The sequence below is a fragment of the Burkholderia sp. 9779_493 genome, from assembly GCF_015712215.1.
Lineage (GTDB): Bacteria > Pseudomonadota > Gammaproteobacteria > Burkholderiales > Burkholderiaceae > Burkholderia > Burkholderia cenocepacia.
The window spans coordinates 262,392-286,456 of sequence record NZ_JACCQA010000001.1; the positions used below are offsets into that span (position 1 = coordinate 262,392).

A 24,065-nucleotide genomic window follows, 5' to 3' on the forward strand; every position below is an offset into this window, starting at 1 on the left:
ACGCGCGCGCGGCGGCGTTTTGACCTATCCGCCGCCGATTCCCTGCAGTATCTTGCCGGTCCCGCCGCAGACGGTGCATGGCTGACCCTCCACCCGGCCGGTGCCGCGGCAGACGCGGCACGTGTCCTCGCCGATGCCCGGCGCGTCGGCCGGGCCTTCGTCGCCGGCGTTCGGCGAGGCAGCCGGGTCGGGGGTCGCTGATGGCTTCGTGGTCGACATCACAGGCTCCTTTCGCGTTGCGTGATGTCACGGCGAGCATCGCGCGTGCCCGCGAGGCGGCACGCGCGACGGCGACGGCAGGACCGCGCGTTACAGCGCCGGCGCCCACGTCGACCCGAACGGGTTCGACTGGTCGATGCCCGGGAAGTCGACGAACGCCTTGCTGCAGTCGAGCACGCTGGCCGGATCGATCGCGTGGACCGCGCTGCCGTTGACGACCACCCGGTTCGCGGTCGACGGGAACACCGGCAGGTTCACGTTGCGCAGCGTGAGGTTCGCGTCGGACGCGATCGTCGCGATGCCGTCGGGCGTATCGGCCACCACGTCGGTCAGCGACATCACGAGCGGGAACGCCGGCTCGCCGTAGCCGCCGGTGTTCGCCTCGAAGCCCTGCAGCTTCACGCCGGCCGCGCCCTCGATCACGACGTTCGCGAGCGAGATGTCGTGGAAGTTCGGATACAGCGGGCCGCTCGCGGGCACGGCCTTGGTGCTGTAGTACGGCGTGAACAGCAGCGCGTTCTTCGCATCGCGGATGCAGATATTCGCGTAGTGGATGTTGCTCACTTCGCCGCCGCGCGCATAGTCGGACTTGATGCGCAGTCCTTCTTCCGAATCGCGGAACGCATTGTCGTACACCTGAACGTTGGTCACGCCGCCGTTGGTCTCGCTGCCGATCGAGATGCCGTGCCCCCAGTAGATGTGGTTGTGCGCGATCACGACGCCCCATTTGCGATCGGCGCGCACGTCGCGATTGCCGTCGATGCCGAACAGCCCCGAGCCGGCGGGCGCCGGATTGTTGCTACCCTTGAGCGCGATATCGTCGTCGCCGGTGCTCACGTAGTTGTACGCGAACACGAAGTTCTTCAGGTAGCCGTCGAACGAGATCGCGGCGGCGGACGTCGTCGTGCTGCCGGTCGACAGCGCCACCGACGTCGGCTTCGACGCGGAGCCCGGGTCGAACGCGTCGGTGTTCTTCACGTTGTCCGCGTTGAACGTCTGCCCGTTGTACAGCGGGTTGCCGTTGCCGGCCGGGTTCGCGAACGCGGCGAGCGTCGGCGTCTGCACCTTCACGTTCCAGATCGTCAGCCCGTCGACGCCGCTCGGCACCACGTGGAAATTCGGGCTGTTGTTCAGCGTGATGCGGTACAGCGTGAGGTTCTTCGCGTAGTTGAACACCATCAGCCGGAAATTCGACTGCGAGCCGAAGCCGGTCGTGCCGTTCTGCACCATGTTGCCGAGATACGCGAGATCCCACCACGTCATGTTGCGCACGGTCGATTTCGAATCGACGACCGTGCCGCCGTCGTCGCATGCGGTGCCGTCGGGCGCCACGGTGCCGCTCTTGTACGCCGCGTAGGTGTTCGAGCAGGTCAGGTCGACCTTCATCAGCGGGTATTTCGCATCGGACGTCACGAGCTCCGCGTAGCCGCGCCCGTCGATCCGGCCGTCGCCGACCACGGCCGCGTTGACGAGGTTGGTGCCGGTGATCAGCGCGGCGCAGTTCGACGAGCTGCCGGCTTTCGTCGCGCTGACGGCCGTGTTGCCGCAGTACGGGCCGGCGGCGTTCGGCGAATACGCCTTCACGTCGCGCGACGCATACAGCGTGACGCCCTTGTCGATCCACAGCGTGACGCCGGACGGCAGCGTCAGCGGCCCGCTGATGAAGCCGTTGCCGGGACCCGCGCGATTGACGACGAGCCGCACCGCGAACTTGCTCGCGCGGTACTTCCGCTTCGCGAGTTCCTCGCCGGACGCGCCGGCGAGGTTCGCGTTCGGCGCGGCGGCCGTCTTTTGCGCGGCGGTGGCCGCGGCGTCCGCCGCCGCGATCGTCGCGCCCACTTCGGCGTCGACCGCCGCGCCGCAGGCGTCGAGCGCGGCCTGGATGCGCGCCTGGTCGGGGTTGGCCGTCGCGGTCGACACGGCCTTGCCGACGCCGGCCGTCGACGGATCGGCCTCCGGCGGCAGCGAGCCGTCGGGGCGGCTCACGAGCGTATTGGCGGCTTCGAGCGTGCTGCACACCTGCGTGTCGGCGGGCAACGCCGGTTCGGGCGGCAGGTTCGGGTCGACGGTCGTCGTGCCGACCTGGAACACGCTGGTCGCGGGCGGTGCGGTCGACGCCGCGCCGCCGCCGGTACTCGCGTCGCCGCCGCCGCACGCGGTGAGCGCGGCGGCGGTGGCGAGCAGCGCGGCGAGCAGGCCGAGCGCACGCGGGCGTCGGCTGGGCGGGGAATTCGGCCGGGAATGTGGCCGGGCAACGGAAAGTGTCATGACGGAGATCTCCTGAAGAGGCATCGGCGGCGCGATGCCGGGTTGGTATCGGGTCGTTCGGGCGGCGCGGGTCGCCGCGACGCGAGCGCGAGCGGTGACGGGCAGCGGGCAACGCTGAAGCGGGCGGGAGCGGCCGCCGGCGCGGGTCGTCGAGCCGGGCGCCACCGACGCGAATCGCGTCGTGCGGGATGCGGGCCGGCGCGCGCTCGTGGCGCCGCGGCGGCGTGACAACATCGTGGTCAGTCATCCTATAACGACGACAAGCGAAGCGAAACAAGGCTGCCGGATGTCGGGAAACCGCCACGTCGGTATCCCGTTTGCATGCCGACCCGTTTCCGGAAAACGTTTCGCGAAAAAGCGCGGAAACAGAGAATGCGATTCCTCGATTTCCGTCAAAAGCCCTTGATGGCAGCGGTTATAGGGGTATGCACCAAGTGAGTTAAACGGTTAACCGACGTACATTCGCTCGACACGTCATACGACGTATGACTCTGCGGTTCAAGGAAGCGTACCGGCGACGCAGGCGCCTGCCGACGGATCGCCGCACAACAACGATCGACCATCAAGGAGACTCACCATGAAGCACCGATTCACCGGCTCCCGTACCGCCCTGGCCGTCGCACTGATGGCCGGCTTCGCGATGTCCGCGCAGGCGCGCGTGTTCCGCTCGGCGGACGTGCACGGCGACACCTTCCCGACCAACATGGCCGTGAAGTTCATGGGCGAGGAACTGTCGAAGCAGACGGGCGGCAAGGATTCGATCAAGGTGTTCGGCAACAGCGCGCTCGGCTCCGAGAAGGACACGGTCGACCAGGTGCGGATCGGCGCGATCGACATGGCCCGCGTGAACGGCGCGTCGTTCAACGAGATCGTGCCGGAATCGCTGATTCCGTCGTTCCCGTTCCTGTTCCGCGACGTCGCGCACTTCCGCAAGGCGATGTACGGGCCGGCCGGCCAGAAGATCCTCGATGCGTTCACCGCGAAGGGGATGATCGCGCTGACGTTCTACGAGAGCGGCGCGCGCTCGATCTACGCGAAGCGCCCGGTGCGCTCGCCGGCCGACATGAAGGGGCTGAAGGTGCGCGTGCAACCGTCCGACCTGATGGTCGACGAGATCAAGGCGATGGGCGGCACGCCGACGCCGATGCCGTTCGCCGAGGTGTACACGGGCCTGAAGACGGGCCTCGTCGATGCGGCGGAAAACAACCTGCCGTCGTACGAGGAAACCAAGCATTACGAAGTCGCGCCCGATTACTCGGAGACGCAGCACGCGATGACGCCGGAAGTGCTGGTGTTCTCGAAGAAGATCTGGGACACGCTGTCGCCGCAGGAGCAGGCGGCGATCCGCAAGGCGGCGGCCGATTCGGTGCCGTACTACCAGAAGCTGTGGACCGCGCGCGAGGCGTCCGCGCAGCAGCTGGTGACGAAGGGCGGCGCGAAGATCCTGCCGGCCGCGCAGATCGATCGCGCGGCGTTCGTGAAGGCGATGCAGCCGCTGTGGACCAAGTATGAAAAGACGCCGCAGATGAAGCAGATCGTCGACGAGATCGAGGCCACCAAGTGACGCGTCGCACTTCCCTGAACAGCGCGGCGGCCGCGGGCGCGTCGGCCGCCGCCCCCGACGGCGCGGCGCCGGCGCGGCCGCACGCCGCGCCGCTGCTGCGCTGCGTGAACGACGTGCTGTTCCGCGTGCTGGCGGGAATCGCTTCAGCATGCCTCGCGGTACTCACGGTGCTGGTGTTCTATGCGGTCGTGATGCGCTACGTGTTCGAGAATGCGCCGGATTTCGTCGAGCCGATCGCGCTGTTGCTCGTGATCGTGATCGCGATGTTCGGCGCGGCGATGAAGGTGCGCGACGGCGGCCATATCGGCCTCGATTCGCTGGTGCGCCGGCTGTCGCCGAAGGCGCGCACGGTCGTCATCGCGATCCAGCACCTGAGCCTGATCGCGTTCGCGATCATGATCATGATCGGCTGCGGCAGCATGGCCGCCGAGACGATGGGCGACCGCATCCCGATCATCGGGCTGCCCGAAGGCGTGCGCTACCTGATCACGATGCCCGCGGCGGTTGCGATCATCTTCTTCTCGCTCGAGCACCTGCTCGCGCTTCGTCGTACTTCGTCGGGACAATAACGCCATGGAACTCGCGATCCTGTCCGTCAGTTTTCTGATCTTCCTCGTGCTCGGCGTGCCCGTGTCGTTCGCGCTCGGCATTGCGTGCGTGCTCACCTACCTGGTCGAAGGCCTGCCGATCGCGACCGCGATGCAGGCGATGATCTCGGGGATGAACGCGTTCTCGTTCCTCGCGGTGCCGTTCTTCATCTTTTCCGGCGAACTGATGCTGCACGGCGGCATCGCGGACCGGATCCTGCGCTTCGCGCAGGCGACCGTCGGCCACTTCCGCGGCGGCCTCGGGATGGCGAACGTCGTCGCATGCACGCTGTTCGGCGGCGTGTCGGGCTCGCCGACCGCCGATACGTCGGCGATGGGCGGCGTGGTGATTCCGCTGATGAAGCGCGAAGGCTACAGCGCCGCGTACGCGGTCAACGTGACCACGCACGCGTCGCTCGCCGGCGCGCTGATGCCGACGTCGACCAACATGATCATCTACGCGTTCGCCGCGCAGGGCATCACCGGGATGCTGCACGGCCAGCCGGTGAGCGGCGTGTCGATCGGCGACCTGCTGTTCTCGGGCCTCCTGCCGGTGTTGTGGGTGATGGGCTTCGTGCTCGCCGCCGCGTACTGGCAGGCCGTGCGTCACGGCTATCCGCGCCGCGAGGACGGCTCGTCCGCGCTGCCGCGGTTTCCCGGCTGGTATGCGGTGCTGCGCAGCTTCGTCGGCGCGGTGCCCGGGCTGATGGTGATCGCGATCATCCTCGTGTGCGTCGCGAAGGGCATCGCCACCGCGACCGAGGCGGCCGCGATCGCCGTCGTGTACTCGCTGGTGTTGACCGCGGTGGTCTACCGGACACTGACGGCCGAGAAGCTGCGCCGCGCGCTGTCGCATGCGGCGCGCACGACGGGCGTCGTGCTGCTGCTGATCGCGGTGTCCAACATGCTGCGCTTCCAGATGTCGTATCTGGAGATCCCGGATGCGATCGAAGGGCTGCTGAAGCAGTCGACCGCCGCGCCGTGGCTGATGCTGCTGTACATCAACATCATCCAGGTGTTCCTCGGCACGTTCGTCGACATGGCCGCGCACATCCTGATCACGACGCCGCTGTTCCTGCCGATCGCGATGGCGTGCGGCGTCGGCCCGGTGCAGTTCGGGATCATGCTGCTGCTGAACTGCTCGCTCGGCCTCGTGCATCCGCCGATCGGGTCGGTGCAGTTCGTCGGCTGCGCGATCGGCAACGTATCGATCGGCGAGACCACGAAAATGGCGTGGCCGTACTACCTTGCGATCTTCAGCGCGATCAACATCGTCACGTACATGCCGTTCTTCTCGACGTGGCTGCCGAGCCTGATCAGCGGGCACGCGGTGTTCTGATTGCGTTGCGCGTTGCGCGTTTCGCCCGTCGCGGCGCCGGACGACCGAGGTGGTCCGGCGCCGCGGTTGCATGCGCGGCGCGCTTGCCGGGCCGTCGCGAGCCGGCTGCTCAATCCTGCCGTCCATCCGGTTCGAGGTCGCGAGCGATCGACCGTTCGTCGCGCCAGTCCGCCAGTTCGCGCCACAGCGCCGGGCGCGCATGGTCGCGCGGCGGCAACGGGATCACGCAGGCGACGCCCCGCACGTTGACCACCACGCCCGAGTCGGGCAGCGTGGCCGGGATGCCCGAGGACGAAGGATCGGCGTCGGGTTCGGAAGGCGTGCCCGGGCCGGGCGGGTGTCGAAACATCATGCGAAATCTCCGTGGCGCCGTGAAGCGGCGCATCAGTAACGGACCCGCCCGACCAGCCCGAGCGGATCGATCGCATGCTGGACGGCGCCGGCGAGTTGCCGGTGCGCGGCCGGCACGTGCTTGCGGTAGTACGCGATATTGACCGGCCCGACGCCATGTTCCGCGCTGAAGCAGCCGCCCGCGCGCACGACGCGGTCGTACAGCGCGCCGCGCAACGCCACCTGCTGCAGCGGCCCGTAGCGTTCTGCTTCGGTATGCGGAATCGATACGACGAGATGGCAGCCGCCGTCGCCGAAATGCCCGAACGCATGGCAGCGCAGCGCCGGATGCGCGGCGGCGAGCCATTGCTCGGCGTCGGCGACGAATCCGGCCAGCGCGCCGCGCGGAAACGACACGTCGAACGACAGCGGCACGCCGTCCTGCGCGACCGCGACCGGCAATGCGTCGCGAATCCGCCAGAACCGTTCCGCCGGCGCACACGCCGCGTCGAGCACCCGCCGTTCGCTTGCGAGCGCGTCGAGCGTCGCGACCGTGCGTTCCTCGAGCAGCGCATCGAGCCCCGGCATGCCGGTCGCGATCTCGACGAGCGCGTAGCACGCGGCAGCGCTCGCGTCGAACGGCGCGCGCAACGCGGGAAACGCGGCGGCGACGCAACCGACCGCCGCCGCCGACATGAATTCGAACGCCGACAGCATCTCGCCGAACGCGCGTTCGAATGCGAGCAGGCCGGCGAGCGCCGCGTCGTACGACGCGAACGCGACGAACGCCGCGCACGACGACCGCTCGAGCGGCGCGAGCGCGAACGACACGGCCGTCACGAGCCCGTTCGCGCCATTCGCGCCGATGAAGCACTGCGCGACGTCGAAGCCCGCGTTGCGCTTGCGCAGCGGCGCGAGCGCGTCGATCACGGTGCCGGCTTCATCCGCAAGCACCACTTCGATGCCGAGCACGTGACGGCGCACGTCGCCGTACTTGATCAGGCGGCTGCCGCCCGCGTTCGCGCCGACGAGGCCGCCGGCCGCCGGATCGCTGCCGAGATCGATCGGCACGCAGAGCCCGGCTTCGCCCGCCACGCGATTGATGTCGGACAGCCGCACGCCGGCGTCGACGGTGATGCTGCGATTCGAAGGATCGAACCCGCGAACGGCGCGCATCCGCTCGAACGACACCACGCATTGCGTGCCGCTGCGATCGGGCACGGCGGCGCCGACGAGCCCGGTGCGCGCGCCCTGGGCGACGAGCGCGATCCGGTGCGCGACGGCGACGCGGACGAGCGCGCGCACGTCGACGGTCGACGCCGGCCGCGCGACGCCGAGCGGCACGCCGCCGTATCGCGCGACGTCGGTCGCATACGGCTCGCAGGCCGCGCCGTCGAGCCAGCCGTCGCCGAGTGCCGCGGCGAGCGCGTGCCGCTGCGCGGCGTGGGCTGCGTGTGCGGGCAGCGCGTTCATCGTCAGCTTGCCCGCGCGAGCTGCTTGCGCAGCCGGCCGCGCACGACGACCAGCGCGATCAGCGGCACGACGCCGCCCCACAGCGGGCTGTGGCGCATCGTGATCGACACCGCGAGCGCGACGACGGTGACGGCGAGCAGCACGAGCGACAGCGAACGCGCGCGCGCATGGTCGACGAACGTGCCGTCGACGAAGCCGCCGTCCGACCACGCGGTATGCACGATGCCGACCACCAGCACGCAGACGAGCATCGCGGCCGGCCCGAGTTCCTCGCCCCACAGACGGCTACCTGTCGGCGAGACGAGCGCGAGCACCGCACCGATCACGAGGAACAGGTCGACGCCGAGCGCGATGCTGTTGCGTTCCGCGCGGCGCATCAGCCACGCGCCGTGCACGAGCGCGAGCACGCCGCCGATCAGGAACGCGTGGGTCCAGCGCAGGTCCGGCTGCTCGGGGCCGAGCCGGCCGTAGAACAGGAACACGATCGCCGGCAGGAAATTGCTCGCGTGCAGCAGGTAGCCGGTTATGGGATGGTTCGATTTCATCGATGATTCTCCTTCGTCGAAACAGCGGGGCGACGCGTCAAGCGTCGTGCCAGCGGAACAGCCGCACGGCGGCGAACAGGAACAGCGCGGTGCACGCGGTCATGCCGAGCAGTTGCGGCGCGAGCTGCGCGTACGGCGCGCCGTCGACCAGCGCGCCGCGCAGCGCGACCGCGAACTGGTTGGTCGGCAGGAACGCGAGCCCGGCCTTCAGCCACGCGGGCGCGTCGTGCATCGGGATCGTCAGGTCGCTGAAGAACAGCAGCGGGTAGTAGGTGACGTTGCATGCGAGTTCGGCCGCGGCGAGCGAGCGGGCGCGGCTCGCCAGCAGCACGCCGATGCTCAGCACCATCGCCGCGCCGAGCAGCACGATCGGCAACGCGCGCAGCCCGTCCGGTGTCGCGATCGGCAGCGCGATGCCGAACGCGGCGCGCGCGACCGTCAGCAGCACGAGCGCCGACAGCGCCATCATCGCCATCCGCGCGACGATCAGCGCGGCGAGGAACACGCCGCGCGACACCGGAAAGCACACGTACAGCTTGAACGTATTGCGCTCGCGCAGCGCGGCGATCGCGGTGGTCGTCGAATTGAGGCCGATCGCCATGAACGCCATCACGAGGATGCCGGTCGCGAAGAACGCGCCGTAGTCGAACGGCCGGCGCGTCGGCGCGGCATTCTCGAAGCGCGCCTGTGCGGCCGGCAGCCCGAGCCGCTGCGCGGCGCAGCGCGCAAGCGCGATCTCGACGACCCGCGATGCGGCCTTCACCGCGAGCGGGCCGTTGAAGTCGTAGCGGATCGTCGCCGGCGTGCGCTCGTCGGCGCCGAGCACGACGGTCACGCGATCGGCCGGCGCGCCGCGGCCGCCGAAGGTCGCCTTCACCGTGTCGCTGTGCGACAGGCTGGCGACGATCTGCGCTTCGCATGCGCGGCTGTACGGCGTTGCGCCGCCGGGCACGTCGAACGCGATGTCGGCCGTGCCGAGCGAGCCCGAGCCGCCGAACGCGAACAGCATCACGCTCAGCAGAAACACCGGGAACACGAGCGTCCAGAATAGCGACGAGCGGCTGCGCAGATAGCCGAGCAACTCGTTGCGCACGAGGATCAGGAACACCTTAGTCATGGGTCGGGCCCTCGGTGCACAGGCGCAGCAGGTCGCCCGGCGTGCTCGGCGCGAGCGCCAGATGCTGGATGCCGCGTTCGCCGACGATCCGGTGCACGTTCGGATGCAGCGTCGCGTCGCCGAACGCCTCGACCACGTGCGCGGCCGACACGCGCACGCCGGTCACGCCGGGCAGCGCCGCGAGCCGCTTGCGCAGCGCGCGCGCATCGGCTTCGTCGCGGCAATGCAGCACCGCGCGCGCGTCGCCGACGAGCTCGGCGCGCAGCGTATCCCGGTCGCCCTGGTAGCGCACGCCGCCGTCGCGTACCCATACGAGATCGTCGACCACGCTCAGTTCTTCCTCGGAATGGCAGATCATCGCGACGCTCGTGCCGCTTGCGCGGTGGCGCAGCAGATCGATCACGACGCCCGCATAGCGGCGGTCGAGGCCCGTGAACGGCTCGTCGAGCACGGCCAGCTCGGGCCGGTGCGCGAGCGCGACGTACAGGTCGACGCGCTGGCGCTGCCCCTTCGACAGCGCGCGGCACGGCTTGTCGAGCAGTTCGGCGATGCCGAGCGCGTCGGCGATCGCCGCATCGGTGTGCGCGTACATCGCGCGGTGCAGCGCGACGATCTCGGATACACGCAGATGATCGGGATACTCGACCTTCTGCAATTGCGCGCCGAGCCGCTGTAACGACCGCGAATCGCGCATGAAGCGTTCGGCCGGCACGTCGAGCACGCGCACGTCGCTGCCGCCGCGCCGGAAGCCGAGCAGCGTTTCGAGCAGCGTGGTCTTGCCGGAACCGTTCGGCCCGACGATCGCGGTGATCGCGCCGAGCCGGAAGCGCACGTGGCGCGCGGACAAGCGGAAATCGCCGGCCGCGACGTCGATCGCGCGCGCGCCGAGCGCCGCGCCCGGCGCATGCGCGTCGGGCCGCGGCGGCGTGCCCGCGCGCTGCGGTCGATCGAACGCGGGGGACGGGCCGAACATCGCGCGCACGGACGCAAGAAACGAAACGCTCATCGTCGGCATCCTCAGTCGAACAGCATGACCTGCGTGTCGCGCGCGCCCCGGTACGGGTTGCGGCCGTGCGCGACCAGCATGTTGTCGACGACGAGCACGTCGCCGGCCTGCCACGGGAACGCGAATTCCTCGTCGTCGAGCGCGTCGTAGATCGCCACCAGATCGTCGAACGGCATCGGCGCGCCGTCGCCGTAGCGGATCTCGTACGGGAACGCGGCGCGCGCGCCGTACATGCGCTGCAGGTAGCGATAGCTGAGCTCGCCCATCGAGCGCGGGTTCGGGTGCTGCGCGCTCGCCTGGTTGAACCACACCGTCTCGCCGGTGCGCGGATGCGTGCGCAGCGCGCTGCCGACGTGCGACACGGTCACGCTGCCGTCGTCGAGCCAGCGGCAGCCGACGCCGCGTTCCGCGCACAGCCGCTCGACTTCGTCGCGCTCGGTCGTCCCGAATGCGTCGTCCCACGGCCGGTGGTACGCGGCGAACGGCAGGTTCGGGTTCGCGGCGAGACTGTCCACGCGGTCGCCCGGCGCCGCGAAATTGCGCAGGTACATCACGCCGCGTTCGGCGAACCGCTCGCGCAGCGCGGCCGGCACGCGCGCGGTCACGCGCCGCATGTCGCAGATCGGCGTCTCGCCGCCGGCTTCCGCCGGCAGCCGGCAGTAGAACGCGACGAGGCGCGGAAACGCGGGCATGTAGGCCATTTCCTGATGCAGCCCGATCCTGAACGGCGGCGGCATGCGGGTCGACTCGTAGACCTGGCCGTCGATCTGCCGGCGCGGCGCGGCGCCGGCCGTGTAGCCGTTCGCGTGCGGCGGATACAGCGCGCCGAGGCGGCCGAACGCGGCGGTGTCGGGCACCGCGAAGCCGCGCCACAGCAGCGCGCCGCATGCGTCGAGCAGCGTGTCGATCGTGTCGAGTCGCGAGCGGTACCACGCGACGAACATCTCCGGCGACGTCGCGAGTTCGGCGCTGCGCGGCGTCACGCACAGCGGCAGCGTCGCGCCGGGCGCGACCGCCGCGCAGTGCACGTCGTCGGCGCCGAGCCGCGCGGCGGCATGCGCGGCGAGGAAGGCGAGATCGGTCATCGCTCAGGCCAGCGCCGGTTTCTTCAGCAGGATTTCGAAGCCGAGCGCGCCGAGCCCCATACTCGGGCTGTAGAGCGACGCGACTTCTGCCAGACCGGCCTCGGCGACGAGCGCATGCGCTTCGTCGAGCGTGATCTTTTCCTCGACGTGGGTCGGCGGATAGTCGGCGGCCGCGCGCATCGCGGTGAAGCGGTCGAGCAGGTGCTGCGGCGCGTCGCGGCGCATGTCGTGCACGAGCGCGATGCCGCCCGGCGCCAGCACGCGGTACATCTCGGTCAGGCTGAGCGCCTTGTCGGGCAGGTGATGCAGCGTCGCGCGGCCGACCGCCATCGTCAGCGTGCCGTCGTCGAACGGCAGCGCGAGCGCGTCGCCGACGCGCATCTCGATCGTGTCGTCGAGCCCGAGTTCGTGGATGCGCGGGCGGCCTTCGTCGAGCATCGCCGGATCGAGGTCGATGCCGACGTAGCGCCAGCCGCGCATCGCCGGATCGGTCGCGAGCCGCACCGGCACGACGCCGGTGGCCGTGCCGATGTCGGCGATCGTGCCGGCCGTCATCCCGCGCGCCAGCTGGCGGATGCGGCTGATGAACAGCAGGTCCCACGGTTCGAGCGTTTCGGTGGCGAAGCGATCGTAGTCGTTCGCCGGGCGCAGGTTCTTGAGCAGCATGACGTTCCTTGTGCGAAAAGGGTGAGGGTTCACAGCCAGCCGACCGGCACGGCGGCCAGCAGCCGCCGCGCGGTCGCGCTGTTGACGCCGAACGCCGGGCGGCGGCGCCGTTCCACCGCATGCGCGGCCATCGCCGCGATGCGCGCGCCGAGTCCGACGCCGACGCCCCACGACGGCGCGGCGACACCGAGTTCGAGCAGCGTCGCGGCGGTCAGGAAATCGATGTTCGGTCGCAGTGCGCGGCGCGCGTCGGCCTGTGCGCAGCACGCGTCGAACAGCGTCACGTAGCCGCCGTCGAAGCCGCATGCGGCGAACCGGCCGCGCATGTGCGGCGGACGCGGATCGGCGACGAACAGCGGATGGCCGAAGCCGTACAGCGTGCGTTTCGCGTCGAGCGCCGTATCGATCGCCGCGCGGCCGGCCGCGTCGAGCGCGGCGGCCGGCGCGCCGGCGCCGCCCGGTATGGATCGCGCGAGTGCCGTGAGCCACTGCATCGCTTCGAGCGCCGCCCCGACGTGCGACGGCCCGCTCGCGAGGAAGCCGGACGCGATCGCCTGCGTCAGCGTGACGCCGGTGCCGATCGCGACGCGCGGCGCGAGCACGGTCGGCGTGATGTAGCCGAAGCCGGCGTGCCACGCGACGAGCAGCATGTCCATCGCCGCTTGTGCCGGCGAGTCGTGGCGTGTCGCGCCGGTCAGCACGAGCATGCGTTGCGCGTGCGTCCGCGCTGCATCGAGCGCGGTGCCGCCGCGGGCGTCCGGGCCGGCGGCGAACGGCCGCCCCTCGATCGCCGCATGCAGCAGGAACGGCGCGGCGGCCGCGCACAGCAGCATCGTGTCGAGATCGGCATCGTCCGGCGCCGGGCCGCGCACGCGGTCGGTCACGTCGTCGAGGCCGCGCAGCAGGCCGGACGCGGCCGCGAACACCGGCGCGACGCCGGCCGCGCCGAGCTCGGCTGCGATCGACTGCGCGACCGAGCCCGGCGCGAGCGCGTCGGCGAACGCCGCGAGCCGCGCACCGATCGTCGCCTCGTGCGCGCGATGGTCGGTGCTGCCGGGCGCGACGTCGAACCACAGATGCGCGAGCGCGCCTTCGAACGTCGTCGCGCCGATCAGCGCGTTCAGGTCGAGATCGCGCACGCGCAGCGCTTCGGGGTCGAGCGTCGCGCCGTCGATGTCGGTGCCGCGATGGCGCGTCGTCGGCCGGCCGAGCAGGTTGCGCGGCGCATCGCCGGTCTTCGCGGCGAGGACGCTGGAGCCAAGTGTCGTATCCATGTCATTCCACCGCGGCGAGTTCGTCGCTGCTGACGCTGATCGCCGCGTGCGCCATCGCGGCGATCACGGCCGCGTGCTGGTCGACGACGGGCAGCACGTTCGCGAAGTAGTAGCGCGCGCTTTTCAGCTTGCCGCGATAGAACGCGAGTTCGGCCGGTGCGTCGGCCGTCTCCGGCGCATCGAGCCGGCGCGCGGCGATCGTCGCCGATTCGAGCAGCACCCACGCCGACGTGACCACGCCGAACATCTCCAGGAAGCGCGTGTAGAACTGGCTGCTGCGATGCGTGTGGCCGTCCTGCACGTCGCGCGCGATGTCGTCGAGCGCGGCGGCGATGCGGTCGGCGCCCGCGCGCAGCGCATCGAACAGCGGCCGCAATTCCGCATGCGTGGCGGTGTGATGCTGCTGCGCGAGGAACGCGTCGAGTTCGTCGCGGTAGTACTGGATCAGCCGCGAATGACGGCCGAAGCCGAGCTTGTCGCGCACGAGATCCTGCGCCTGGATGTAGTTCGTGCCTTCCCAGATCGACAGAATTTTCACGTCGCGCGCGTTCTGCTCGACGGGGCTCGCATCGGTATAGCCGAGCCCGCCGTGCACCTGGATCGCCGTTTCGCAGATGCGCCACGCCTGGTCGGAGATGAACGCCTTGCAGATCGGCGTCAGCAGCAGTTGCAGCTTGCGATGGCGTTCGATCTCCGCCGGGTCGGCGTCGGGCGTCGCCTCGAGCATCGCCGCGCGCGTCGCGGTCGCCGCGAGCTTGCCGAGCAGGCCGCGGCAGCCGTCGACGCGGCTTTTCATGTCGACCAGCATGCGCTGCACGTCCGCGTGCTCGACGATCGCGACGCGCGCGGCATTGGTGTTCGACGCGCGCTCGATCGGCCGGCCCTGCAGCCGGCGGCCCGCATACTCGACCGCGTGCAGGTACGCGCTCGACGCGACGCCGACGCCGAACATCCCGGTGCTCATCCGCGCCTGGTTCATCAGCGGCATCAGCTGCAGCAGGCCGACGTTGCGCCGGCCGCCGAGCAGCCAGCCTTTCGTCGTGCCGTTCGCGCCGAATACCAGATGCGTGTTCGCGCAGCCCTTCAGCCCCATCTTGCGCGGCAGGCCGATGCAGTCGACATGGTTCGGCTGCAGCTCGCCGGTTTCGTCGTCAGGCCAGAAGCGTGGCACGACGAGGCACGACAGCGAGAACGAATCCGGCGACGCGGTATCGATGCGCCCGAGCACGAAATACAGCGTGTTCTCCGTCAGCTCGTGCATGCCGGCCGAGATGTAGACCTTCTCGCCGTCGATCGCGTAGACGTCGCGTTCGATCGGCGTCGCGCGCAGCGCCACGGCGGTGAGGTCGGTGCCGGCCTGCGGTTCGGTCGCGCAGAAGCACGCGTCCCAGCGGTACGCTTCGAGCGGTGCGATCAGCGCCTTCTGGTGCGGCGTGCCGTGCATCTGCAGCAGCTTGATCGCGGGGCGCGTGAAGCCGCCGTAGGTCATGAACGACGGATTCGCGCCCATGAACATCTCGTAGATCATCTGCGTGACGATCGGCGGCAGCCCGTGCGCGGTGCCGAACAGCGTGTTCGACCATTCGTCGCGAAAGCGCGCCCACAGCGCGTGGAAATGCGACGGAATCCGGACCTGGCCGTCGTCGAGCAGCGTGCAGCCCTCGACGTCGGCCTGCTGATAGCTGCGGCCGAGGTCGAGCGCGAAGTCGCGCGCGCGTTCGAGCAGCGCGTCGATCGATGCACGATCGTGCGTGCCGTACAGGCCGTGCTCCGCCAGGAACCGCTTGTCGGCCTCGAACAGTTCCCACAGAAAGAAGCGCAGCTCGCGCAGGCTCACCTTGTATGCGCTCATCATGCGTCTCCTTCGATGTCGAGCGCGGCGTCGAGGCCGCCGGCCAGGTCGACGACGGCGGCGGCGGCCCCGCCATGCAGCGCCGCGTCCCACACGAGCACCGTGCGGCGTTCGCCTTCGTCGAGCGCGCCCGCGAGCCGGATCAGCGCGGCGGCCGATTCGGCCGACGACAGATGGCCCGAGCCGTCGTGCTGGATGCGCGCGGCAACCGGAATCGACGCGGCATCGGCCACGCGCGCCGCGAAGCCGGGATCGAAGCCGGGCGGCACGCACCAGTCGATCTGGTTCGCGCGCAGGTTCGCCTGCTCGAGCGCGCGGCGGATCGCGCGGGCCGCGACTGGCGCGAGCGTGTCGCGCAGCGCGGCCGGCGCATCGGCCCACGGATCCGTGACCGACGGCCCGAATTCGAGCGCGACGGCGCGCACGCCGCCCCACGCGGCCGGCTCCGGCGCGGGGCCCGCGCGCGATACGAGCAATGCGGCGGCCGCGTCGCCGTAGCCGACCAGGTCGCCGAACTGGCGGAAGAACGGGTAGAGCCACTTGTCGCTGAGGATCACGAGCGCGTGATCGCCCTCGTCGAGCAGCCCGTCGAGCAGCATCAGCGCCGAATACCAGCCGAGCGTGCCGTTCTGGCCGAGCGCGAACGGCGTCACGCGCTGCAGCCCGAGTTCGTACTGCATGCGGCCGACGACCGAGTCGCCAATCCCTTCGTTGAGCGCGCAGCTCGCGACGATCACGTGCGTCGTGCGCGCCAGCGCGCCGGAGCCGAGCTGGTCGCGCAGGTCGAGCGCCGCATCGGCGGCGAGGTCGGCGAGGCTGCGCCCGGGCGGCGCGACGCGCAGCGCGGGCCGGCCGCCGGGCGCGAGGCGCGTGCCTTCGTCGGGCGTCAGCGCGCCCATGCCGCGCGGCCGCGCAAAGCGCGCCTGCGGCAGCAGCAGGTGCCGGTAGCCGGGGTGGCGCTCCTGCGCCTGGATCGCGCTGAACACGACGGCGGGCGGCAGCACCACGACGCCGCCGGACAACGCGAGCGTACCGGGCGCGGCGACGCGCGGCGCGCCGATACAGGTTTCATCGAGCGTCGACAGGGTCATGCGGCGGTCTCCTCGAGGTTCGGGCGCGCGAACGCGTCGCGATACTGCGCTTTCAGCGCCGGTCGGTCGATCTTGCCGTTCGGGTTGCGCGGCAACGCCGGCAGCGGCTCGACGACGAGCGGGTTCATGTAGGTGGGCAACGCGTCGCGGCACGCGCGGGCGATGTCGGCGCGGCACGCGTCGGCGTCGAGCGTCGATACGACGCATGCGGCGATCGCTTCTCCGAGTGCGGGATGCGGGACGCTGAACACCGCGGCCTCGCGGATGTGCGGCAGCGCGAACAGCACGTCCTCGACCTCGGTCGGGCTCACGCGATAGCCGGACGTCTTGATCATGTCGTCGCCGCGTGCGACGAAGTACAGGTAGCCGTCCGCGTCGCGCCGCACGATGTCGCCCGACCACACGGCGACGTCCGGGCGCGGAATCTCGCCGTGCCGGCGCGGTAGCGGGCGGAAACGCTGCGCGGTCAGCTCGGGCCGGTTCCAGTAGCCGAGCGTGACGAACGCGCCGCGATGCACGAGTTCGCCGGGTTCGTCGGCCGCGCATTCGCTGCCATCCGCGCGCAGCACGAGGATCTCCGCGTTCGGCACGGCCTTGCCGATCGACGTCGGGCGCAGCGCGGCATCCGCGGGCGGCAGGTAGGTCGAGCGGAATGCCTCGGTCAGCCCGTACATCAGGTACGGCGAAGCCTGCGTGAACAGCGCCTGCAGGCGGTGCAGCAGCGGCGTCGCGAGATGGCCGCCGGTGTTCGCGAAGCGGCGGACCCGCGTGCGTGCGGTGTCGCTCCAGCCGGCGGACGCGAGCTGCATCCACAGCGGCGGCACGCCGGTGATCGACGTGACGCCGAACGCGTCGCAATGGCGCGGCACCTCGGCCGGCTGCAGGAAGTCGAGCGGCGTGTAGCACGCGCCGGACGCCAGCGCGGTCGTGAGCTGGCTCAGGCCCGCATCGAAGCTGAGCGGCAGCACGCCGAGCACGACGTCGTCGGCGGCGAGCCGCTGGTACGCGGCGACACTGAATGCGCCCGACACCAGGTTGCGGTGCGATACGACGACGCCCTTCGGCTTGCCGGTGGAGCCGGACGTGTAGAGCAGCGCGGCCGGATCGTCGTCGACCGGCCGGCCGGCGGGGGCCGCTGCCGACGCCGGCGTGTCGGTGGCCGGCGAATCGATCGCATCGGCCAGCTCCTCGATCAGCAGCGTGCGCGCGCCGACGAGCGCGGCGAGCGCCGGCAGGCGCTTGAGCCGTTGCGCGCCGGTCACGAACAGCGCGGCGCCGCTGTCGGCGACGATGTGTTCGATCTGCGCTTCCTTCAACTGCGGATTGACCGGTACGAAGATCGCGCCGAGTGCGTTGGCCGCGAGCATCGCGACCACGGTTTCGACGCGCTTCGGCGCGTAGATCGCGACGCGTTCGCCGGGCTGCACGCCGCGCGCCGCGAGCACGGCGGCGGCGCGCCGGACCGCGCGGGCGAGCTGGTCGTAAGTCAGGGTGCCGCCGCCGTCGGCATACGCCGGATGATGCGGCCAACGCTCGGCGCCGTGTTCGAGCAGGTCGGCGATGCTGATCAATGCGTTCATGATCGGCTCCTCGGGTTCAGGCCGGCCGCACGTACACGTGCGCGGCTTCGTGGGACAGGAAATGCGCCATCGAGTACGTGCGGTGATACGCGCCGCAGCGTTCGAACACCGCGATGTCGCCGACCTGCGGCGGCGCGCCCGCGTCGTCGCGGCCGATCACGTCCGCGCGGCTGCAGGTGCTGCCGACGTAGAGCGTCGGCACGCCGCGCGACGGCGGCGCGGGCATGCGGCGCACGAGCGACGGCGCGGCCAGGCGGCGCATCACCGATTCGGTCTGCGCGAGCAGGAACGCATGCGACAGGCCGCCGTCGCAAACGGCGATCGTGCGGTCCTGCCACGTCTTGACCGCGACGACGCGCGTCGCGAACACGCCCGCATCGGCGAAGATCGCGCGGCCCGATTCGTGCGCGAGCGAATACCGGCCGGCCAGCGGCGCGAGCGCGGCGGCATAGCGTTCGAACGCGGCATCGCCCGGATGATCGTCGGCAAACCCGCCGCCGAGGCTCAACGAACCGAGCGGTGCGCCGTTGGCGGGCGCGAGATCGCGGGCCAGCGCCGCGAGCCGCTCGGGCAGCACGAGCGTGTCGGGCTGCGTCGGGTCCTGGCGGATGAACGAATGCGGGCCGGAGAACACGTGCAGCCCGGCCACCGGCAGGCCGGCGGCGGCGAGCGTGCGCACCGCGTCGTGCGCCTCGTTCGGCGTCATCCCGAAGTGGTCGTGCCACTGCGCGCGGGCGTGAACGCCTGCCAGCGCGCCGGCATTCACGCGCAGCAGGACGGCGCCCGGCGTGCTGCCGCCGGCCGCCGCTTCGCGGGCGAGCGGCACGAAACGGGCGACCGCGTCGGGGTTGTCGAGCACGAAATGGCAGCGCGACGCGAGCCCGGCACGCATGAACATCTCGTCCATCGACGGATTGTTCAGGTAGCGCGCCGTCTTGATCCGGCCGATCACCGCGTCGAGTTCGCCGCGGCTCGCGAGTTCGACGCCGTCCTCGTACGCATGCGCGCAGCGCGCGAGCATGTCCTGGTTCGGGTTCGCCTTCAGCGACACGATCAGCCGCGTGCCGAGGCGCGCCTTCAGCGACCGGTAGCGGGCGATCGCGACCTCCGGCTCGTACACGTAGCACGGCGTGCGCAGATCGGCGATCCACGCGTGATCGCCGGCGGATGGAAGCGGGCGCTCAGGCGTCATGGCGGCCCACCGGATGGAGCGTGGCGGCCGCATACGCGCCGCAGTTCGACTGCATCACGCCGAGCACGCGCTGGCCGTGCGCGACCGCGTCGAGCCCGACGTCGGCCAGGTTGATCGGAAAATCCGAACAGCACGCGTGGCCGCGCGCATGGATGTTGTCCGCATACAGCCGCTCGGCCGGCACGCGCATCGCGCGGCACAGCGCGTTCCAGCCGGGCAGGTCGGCATTGTGCGGCAGCACGAGGTCGTACGCGTCGAGCGCATGCGGCTCGAGCGCGACGGCCGCGTCGATCGCGCGGCGCGTGTACGGCCACTCCATCATGATCAGGTCGGCCTCGTTCGCGGCGACGGTGTCCGACCCGCGATGCCATTTCGCGTGCGTCTCGATCGCGATGCCGCCGAGCCGGTTCTTCGTGCTGTTGCGCGCGATCAGCATCGCGGCCGCGCCGTCGCACTGCACGCCCGTCATCTGCCGCATCCGGTAATCCTCGCCGTACACGCGGTCGGACGACACGACGAGCGCCGCGTCGAGCTGCGGATGGCGGCACATCAGCGCGCGCACGGTCTCGATGCCGGCCGCGACCGACACGCAGTTCAGTTGCGCGACGGAGCCGAGCCACAGCGGCTCGATGCCGAATTGCGCGGCCACTTCGTGCGGCAGGCTGCGCGGCGCGGGCGGCACGCTGAATTGCTGCGTGTGGACGTGCACGATCGCACCGACGTCGGACGGATGCACGCGCGCGGTGTCGAGCAGCCGGCCGACCGCCGCGATCGCGAGATCGGTCTCGCTCGTGTCGAGCGCCATGTGGAAATAGCGGCTGCCCGACTGCGCGATCGCGGCCGCCCGCTGCGCCGGATAGTCGCGTTCGGCGGCCCAGGCCTCGATATCGACGGGCGGGCCCGGCAGCTCGTAGGCCACCGCGTCGATGCCGATCCAGAAATCGCGTGACGCTTGGGAGGAGGTCGTCGTCATGGTTCAGTTGAGCGGCATCGCCGCGTAGTCGAGGACGTCGAGCTTTTCGAAGGTCGCCTGTACGGTCGGCGTGAGCAGGCCCATCTCGCGGATCGTCGGCACCAGGCGCCGGAAGATCGAGCGGCGGATCGAGCTCGACACCGGCGATTCGCGCACCATCGCGCTGCATTCGCGCCTGGACAGACCCATCGGTTCCCAGATGTCGTCCGCGCACAGGTGGTCGTACAGCACGGCCGCGCCTTCGCTGATGAACTCCTCGCGCTCGCGCAGCTCGTGCGAGCTCATCTCCGCGTACACGCGGCACAGCGTGATCCGGCCGACCGCGAAGTGGCGTGCTTCGTCGCGCTGGATTCGCAGGAACAGGTCCTTGATGAACGGATCGGTGCTGTACGCGACGACGCTCTGGAAGATCGACAGCGCGATGCCCTCGACCAGCACCTGCATCCCGAGGTTCGTCATGTCGAGCGCGCTGCTCGTGATCGTGTCGTGCAGCAGCCCCTTCAGCGAGCGGCTCATCGGGTAGCTGACGTCGAGCTTCTCGTTGACGAGTTTCGCGTAGGCCTCGACGTGGCGCGCTTCGTCCATCATCTGCGCGGCTGCGCACAACCGCGCGCTCAGACCATTCTCGGCCGACGCGAGCTTCGACGCGCAGATCAGCGCGGCCTGCTCGCCATGCAGGATCTGCGACAACAGCCAGCCCTGCGCGTGATGGCGCACCTCGCGCTTGTCCGCGTCGGCCAGCTTGCCCCACAGCTCGGTGCCGTAGATCAAGAGTGTCGGATCGGGCATGCCGAGCGGGTTCGCCGGGTCGAGGTCGTGGCGCCAGTCGACGTCGGTCGCGACGTCCCACTGCGCGGCCTTCGCCTTCTCGTACAGCCGGTTCAGCGCCTCTTCGCGCAGTGCGTAGTCGTTCGACATCAGCGCGTCGACGGGCATCGACCAGCGGATATCGGCCGTGTCCTGCATCACGGTAAGCGTGTCATTCATGTCAGGGTCTCCCCGGCCGCGCGGCGGCGCCGGAATGATGGGCGGAATCGGTGAACGGGGCGGCGGCGCGCGACGCGCCCGGGTGCGGCTCGACGCGGATCGCGAACGACGGCCACGCGCCGCGCAGTTGCGCGTCGAACGCGTCGGCGAGCCGCGCGGGCCAGATCGCGCAGCACACGCGGTTGTCGCCGGCGAACTCCGCGTCGCGCAGGATGCGGTCGCCGATCCACACGACCGGCGCGCCGCGCGATGCGTCGCGCAATGCTTCGTCGTACAGGTGCACGCCGAGCAGCACGTGCGGCGCGAGCAGTTCGGCCGGCAGCGCGCCGAAATACGGTGCGCACACTTCGATGAACAGGCGTGCGTCCGGATGCACGGCGTCGCGAATCCGCGCGGTGATTTCCGCGAGGAACGCGAAATACTGCACGTGATCGAGCAGCACGCGGCGCTCGCCGCCGGCCACGTCGTACATATTGCCCGCGTCGTACGCATCGCCGGCCGCTTCCGCGAGCGCGGCGCGTGCGTAATCGGCTGGCGTGTCGAGCGGCATCCGGTACGCGCTGGCCGCGACCGCCACAGGCTGCCGCGCGTCGCGCTCGATCCGGTACGTGAAGTGAACGGGTCGCACCATGTCACGCCTCGCCGTCGAGAGAAAACGTCACGTCCGGCGCGAACGCGACGTCCGCGATCGCGTAATAGCCGTTCAGCGCGAGCGAGCAGACGGCCGCGCGGCGCGGCGTATCGCCGTCGCGGTGCGCGAGCAGCACCGACAGCCACGGGTCGCTGCCGAACGCATGGCCGAATACGCCGTGGCCGTCCGGCAGCAGCGGCGTCTTGCCGACCGACGCGAGCAGCGCGCGGCGCGACGTGGCCGGAAAGAACGGCAGCGCCGCGTGCAGGCCGGGGCGCGCCGCGCAGAACGTGCGGATGTCGCGGCCGAGCCGCACGACCGCGCTGGCCGGCGGCGCGGCGTCCGCAATGACCGACTGCGCCGGTTCGCGGCCGACGTCGACGAGCAGCGTGCAGACGCCGAAGCCCGAGCGCCCCCAGGCGGGGTTGCCGTGCCAGTACGTGTAGCCGTGCACGTCGATGTCGACGATCTGCAGCAGCAGCGTGCGCGGCCCGGTTTCCGCCGCGGTCGCGAGCGTGCGGCGCAGCACGTAGCCCCAACCCGCGCATTCGTACGAGCAGGTCATCCAGTCGGGCGTGTAGTCGTTCGCGCCGGCAAGGGCCTGCGCGAACACGCGATGCTGCGGCGAATCGTTCATCAGCAGCATCGACAGGATCGTCGAGCTGACCACGTAGTCGTCCGCGCCGATCGCACCGCACAGCCGCTCGCGTTCGGCGCACGCGAGCGTGCCGATCGCGCGGGCCGTGTCGTCGAGCGGCACGGCCGCGCCGTCGCGCGACGGCGCGACGCGCCGGTACGCGAGCGCCTGCACGGTCAGCGCGGTCGCCGGGGCCGGCTGGACGGCGGCGGCCGCCACGGGGGCAAGGGGCGCGAGCATGGTCGGATCAGGCCGCGTGCTGCTGGCTGCGCAGTTGCGCGTCGAGCTGCTGCAGCGTCGTGTACTGCGTGATGTTCAGCGCTTCCGGATCGATCGAGCCGTAAAGCTGTTCGCAGAACACGATCAGCTCGACGATGTTCAGCGAATCGATGCCGAGTTCGCCGATGCCGGCGTCGGTGTCGACGGTTTCGACATTGAGGATCTTCGCGACTTCGCGGGACAGGATGTCGAGCGCGTCGGCCGGAACGTTCTGGGTCGTCATGAGGGGAGCTCCTGAAGTTGAGTGGATTGGATCGGGATCGATCGGCCTGTCGCGTGGATCAACTGCCGGCTTCGCAGCGCAGGCTCTTGCGAAGCTCGTGATAACAACGGTACGAACTGCCTTCCATCTTCGAAAACGCCAGCAGGTCGCGCTGGTCGTCGAACAGCGGCACCTTGCCGTCGCGCACGAGCGCGGTCAGGAACTCGTTCGACAGCAGCTTGATCGCGAGCACACGCTGCACCTTGCCGAAGCTGTAGTGCGCGTCGTCGGTCTGGCTGCGCGCGGCGTCCGCGATGAAGCGGTGCACGGCGCGCGCATCGGCGTCGAGCTCGACGCGGCCGGTCCGTTCGAGCCAGCCGACGTGCGCCATCAGCGCGCGGACGAAGTACGGCCGCACGACGGTCAGGTATTTGTTGAACACGGTGGGGCCGCCGATCCGCAGGCGGTCCTCGGCGGCGACGCGCACCTGGCCGCCGACGTTCGCGAGCTGCAGGTTGCCCGCGAGGAACGGCGCGCCGCAGGTCGTGCGGGTCAGCTTCCGGTATTCGTCGGGCCATACGAGATAGGCGGCCGGGAACATCACGCCGGGCAGGCGCGCGGCGACGACGGCCATGCAGTCGCGGTGCGCCTCGATGCCCCACACCTTGTCGACGGTCAGCGCGAGGCCGTGGTCGTCGCTGCGCGCGACGGTGCGCCACGCGGCGAGCGTCGGGCCGCCGCCGTCGCTCATCAGGAACGCGAAGTTATGGCCGGCGTCGATGCACTCGCAGGCGCGGTGGTTCTGGTCGTCGGAGAAGAACAGCCCGAACATGATGCGGATGAACGCGCGCATGAACGGCTTGAACAGGTGATGAAACCCTTCGCGGCCGATCTGTTCGAGCAGCGCTTCGGTGAGCGGCGCTTCGTCGTGCCGCAGCGGGGTCGACGCGGATGCGTCGGGCAGCACGTCCGGTGCCGTGGAGCGCAGCGCGATCACCATCTCGCTGTCGAGCAGCCGCACGGCGGCGGCCTCGACGAGCCGGGCGGCCGCGCGTGGCGGCGTGCCGATCGCGTCGAGGTGGCGCAGCACCGGATACGCGGCCTGATCGGCCACGCGCAAGAGCAGCGACGGTGCGAGCGGGGCGGGGGCGGAAAGCGTGGACATGGC

Annotated in this window: 23 protein-coding genes; 3 read left to right on the plus strand and 20 right to left on the minus strand. The window is 70.4% G+C overall.

The genetic code is table 11. The annotated features are described in order from the left end of the window. Window positions 1–24 precede the first annotated feature (24 nt). A complete protein-coding gene (locus H0X95_RS01125; protein WP_006483370.1) occupies window positions 25–219 on the minus strand; it encodes a hypothetical protein in 195 nt (64 codons plus the stop codon). A gap of 90 nt (window positions 220–309) precedes the next feature. Continuing rightward, on the minus strand, window positions 310–2,487 hold the full coding sequence (locus H0X95_RS01130; protein WP_059721440.1) for a glycoside hydrolase family 28 protein: 2,178 nt from the start codon (window positions 2,485–2,487) through the stop codon (window positions 310–312). A gap of 577 nt (window positions 2,488–3,064) precedes the next feature. Here H0X95_RS01130 and H0X95_RS01135 point away from each other — a divergent pair. Genes H0X95_RS01135 through H0X95_RS01145 form a run of 3 tightly spaced genes read left to right on the plus strand, consistent with a single transcriptional unit; the run spans window position 3,065 to window position 5,977 of the window. After that, window positions 3,065–4,051 carry a TRAP transporter substrate-binding protein gene (locus tag H0X95_RS01135; protein WP_006481984.1) on the plus strand — a complete coding sequence of 329 codons (987 nt, stop codon included), beginning with the start codon at window positions 3,065–3,067 and terminating at the stop codon, window positions 4,049–4,051. Continuing rightward, window positions 4,048–4,620 (plus strand): TRAP transporter small permease, encoded by a 573-nt coding sequence (locus tag H0X95_RS01140; RefSeq protein ID WP_012493692.1) that lies wholly within the window; start codon window positions 4,048–4,050, stop codon window positions 4,618–4,620. Before H0X95_RS01135 ends, H0X95_RS01140 begins: the two co-directional genes overlap by 4 nt. A gap of 4 nt (window positions 4,621–4,624) precedes the next feature. Beyond that, window positions 4,625–5,977 (plus strand): TRAP transporter large permease, encoded by a 1,353-nt coding sequence (locus H0X95_RS01145; protein ID WP_006482542.1) that lies wholly within the window; start codon window positions 4,625–4,627, stop codon window positions 5,975–5,977. Window positions 5,978–6,086: 109 nt separating this feature from the next. Here the strand turns inward: H0X95_RS01145 and H0X95_RS01150 are convergent, their stop codons facing one another. The 18 genes from H0X95_RS01150 to H0X95_RS01235 are packed head-to-tail and all read right to left on the minus strand — an operon-like array spanning window position 6,087 to window position 24,062. Next, window positions 6,087–6,329, minus strand: coding sequence for a hypothetical protein (locus tag H0X95_RS01150; RefSeq protein WP_006482540.1), 243 nt, complete (start codon window positions 6,327–6,329; stop codon window positions 6,087–6,089). Between the two features lie 32 nt (window positions 6,330–6,361). After that, entirely contained in the window at window positions 6,362–7,780 is a 1,419-nt protein-coding gene (locus tag H0X95_RS01155) for an FAD-binding oxidoreductase (RefSeq protein WP_059721438.1), read from the minus strand. Window positions 7,781–7,782: 2 nt separating this feature from the next. Further along, a complete protein-coding gene (locus H0X95_RS01160) occupies window positions 7,783–8,325 on the minus strand; it encodes a hypothetical protein (protein WP_006491295.1) in 543 nt (180 codons plus the stop codon). A 37-nt stretch (window positions 8,326–8,362) separates the two neighbouring features. Next, window positions 8,363–9,442, minus strand: coding sequence for an ABC transporter permease (locus H0X95_RS01165; protein WP_034203954.1), 1,080 nt, complete (start codon window positions 9,440–9,442; stop codon window positions 8,363–8,365). Further along, window positions 9,435–10,448 carry an ATP-binding cassette domain-containing protein gene (locus H0X95_RS01170; RefSeq protein WP_034204100.1) on the minus strand — a complete coding sequence of 338 codons (1,014 nt, stop codon included), beginning with the start codon at window positions 10,446–10,448 and terminating at the stop codon, window positions 9,435–9,437. Before H0X95_RS01170 ends, H0X95_RS01165 begins: the two co-directional genes overlap by 8 nt. A gap of 11 nt (window positions 10,449–10,459) precedes the next feature. Further along, complete coding sequence (locus H0X95_RS01175; protein ID WP_034203955.1) at window positions 10,460–11,533, minus strand: TauD/TfdA family dioxygenase; 1,074 nt, start codon at window positions 11,531–11,533, stop codon at window positions 10,460–10,462. A 3-nt stretch (window positions 11,534–11,536) separates the two neighbouring features. After that, window positions 11,537–12,199 (minus strand): class I SAM-dependent methyltransferase, encoded by a 663-nt coding sequence (locus H0X95_RS01180; protein ID WP_059721437.1) that lies wholly within the window; start codon window positions 12,197–12,199, stop codon window positions 11,537–11,539. Between the two features lie 29 nt (window positions 12,200–12,228). Then, window positions 12,229–13,473, minus strand: coding sequence for a citrate/2-methylcitrate synthase (locus H0X95_RS01185; RefSeq protein ID WP_196445878.1), 1,245 nt, complete (start codon window positions 13,471–13,473; stop codon window positions 12,229–12,231). A 1-nt stretch (window position 13,474) separates the two neighbouring features. Next, window positions 13,475–15,325 (minus strand): acyl-CoA dehydrogenase, encoded by a 1,851-nt coding sequence (locus H0X95_RS01190; RefSeq protein WP_059721435.1) that lies wholly within the window; start codon window positions 15,323–15,325, stop codon window positions 13,475–13,477. Continuing rightward, on the minus strand, window positions 15,325–16,416 hold the full coding sequence (locus tag H0X95_RS01195; RefSeq protein WP_059721434.1) for a hypothetical protein: 1,092 nt from the start codon (window positions 16,414–16,416) through the stop codon (window positions 15,325–15,327). Before H0X95_RS01195 ends, H0X95_RS01190 begins: the two co-directional genes overlap by 1 nt. After that, window positions 16,413–17,996, minus strand: a complete 1,584-nt coding sequence (locus tag H0X95_RS01200; protein WP_059721433.1) for an acyl-CoA ligase (AMP-forming), exosortase A system-associated — start codon at window positions 17,994–17,996, stop codon at window positions 16,413–16,415. The genes H0X95_RS01195 and H0X95_RS01200 overlap by 4 nt, the downstream gene beginning before the upstream one ends. 16 nt (window positions 17,997–18,012) lie before the next feature. Continuing rightward, on the minus strand, window positions 18,013–19,188 hold the full coding sequence (locus H0X95_RS01205; protein WP_006493646.1) for a PLP-dependent decarboxylase: 1,176 nt from the start codon (window positions 19,186–19,188) through the stop codon (window positions 18,013–18,015). Then, a complete protein-coding gene (locus tag H0X95_RS01210; protein WP_059721432.1) occupies window positions 19,178–20,161 on the minus strand; it encodes a 3-oxoacyl-ACP synthase in 984 nt (327 codons plus the stop codon). The genes H0X95_RS01205 and H0X95_RS01210 overlap by 11 nt, the downstream gene beginning before the upstream one ends. 3 nt (window positions 20,162–20,164) lie before the next feature. Continuing rightward, window positions 20,165–21,148: a ferritin-like domain-containing protein gene (locus tag H0X95_RS01215; RefSeq protein ID WP_048988596.1), complete on the minus strand. Its 984-nt coding sequence runs from the start codon at window positions 21,146–21,148 to the stop codon at window positions 20,165–20,167. Between the two features lies 1 nt (window position 21,149). After that, the gene (locus H0X95_RS01220; protein ID WP_059721431.1) at window positions 21,150–21,779 is read right to left on the minus strand and encodes a hypothetical protein; all 630 of its coding nucleotides are present in this window, start codon (window positions 21,777–21,779) and stop codon (window positions 21,150–21,152) included. Window position 21,780: 1 nt separating this feature from the next. Continuing rightward, window positions 21,781–22,656 carry a hypothetical protein gene (locus H0X95_RS01225; RefSeq protein ID WP_034203963.1) on the minus strand — a complete coding sequence of 292 codons (876 nt, stop codon included), beginning with the start codon at window positions 22,654–22,656 and terminating at the stop codon, window positions 21,781–21,783. Window positions 22,657–22,663: 7 nt separating this feature from the next. Next, window positions 22,664–22,918 (minus strand): acyl carrier protein, encoded by a 255-nt coding sequence (locus H0X95_RS01230; protein ID WP_006481176.1) that lies wholly within the window; start codon window positions 22,916–22,918, stop codon window positions 22,664–22,666. Window positions 22,919–22,976: 58 nt separating this feature from the next. Then, window positions 22,977–24,062 (minus strand): hypothetical protein, encoded by a 1,086-nt coding sequence (locus H0X95_RS01235; protein WP_059721430.1) that lies wholly within the window; start codon window positions 24,060–24,062, stop codon window positions 22,977–22,979. Between the last annotated feature and the right edge of the window lie 3 nt (window positions 24,063–24,065).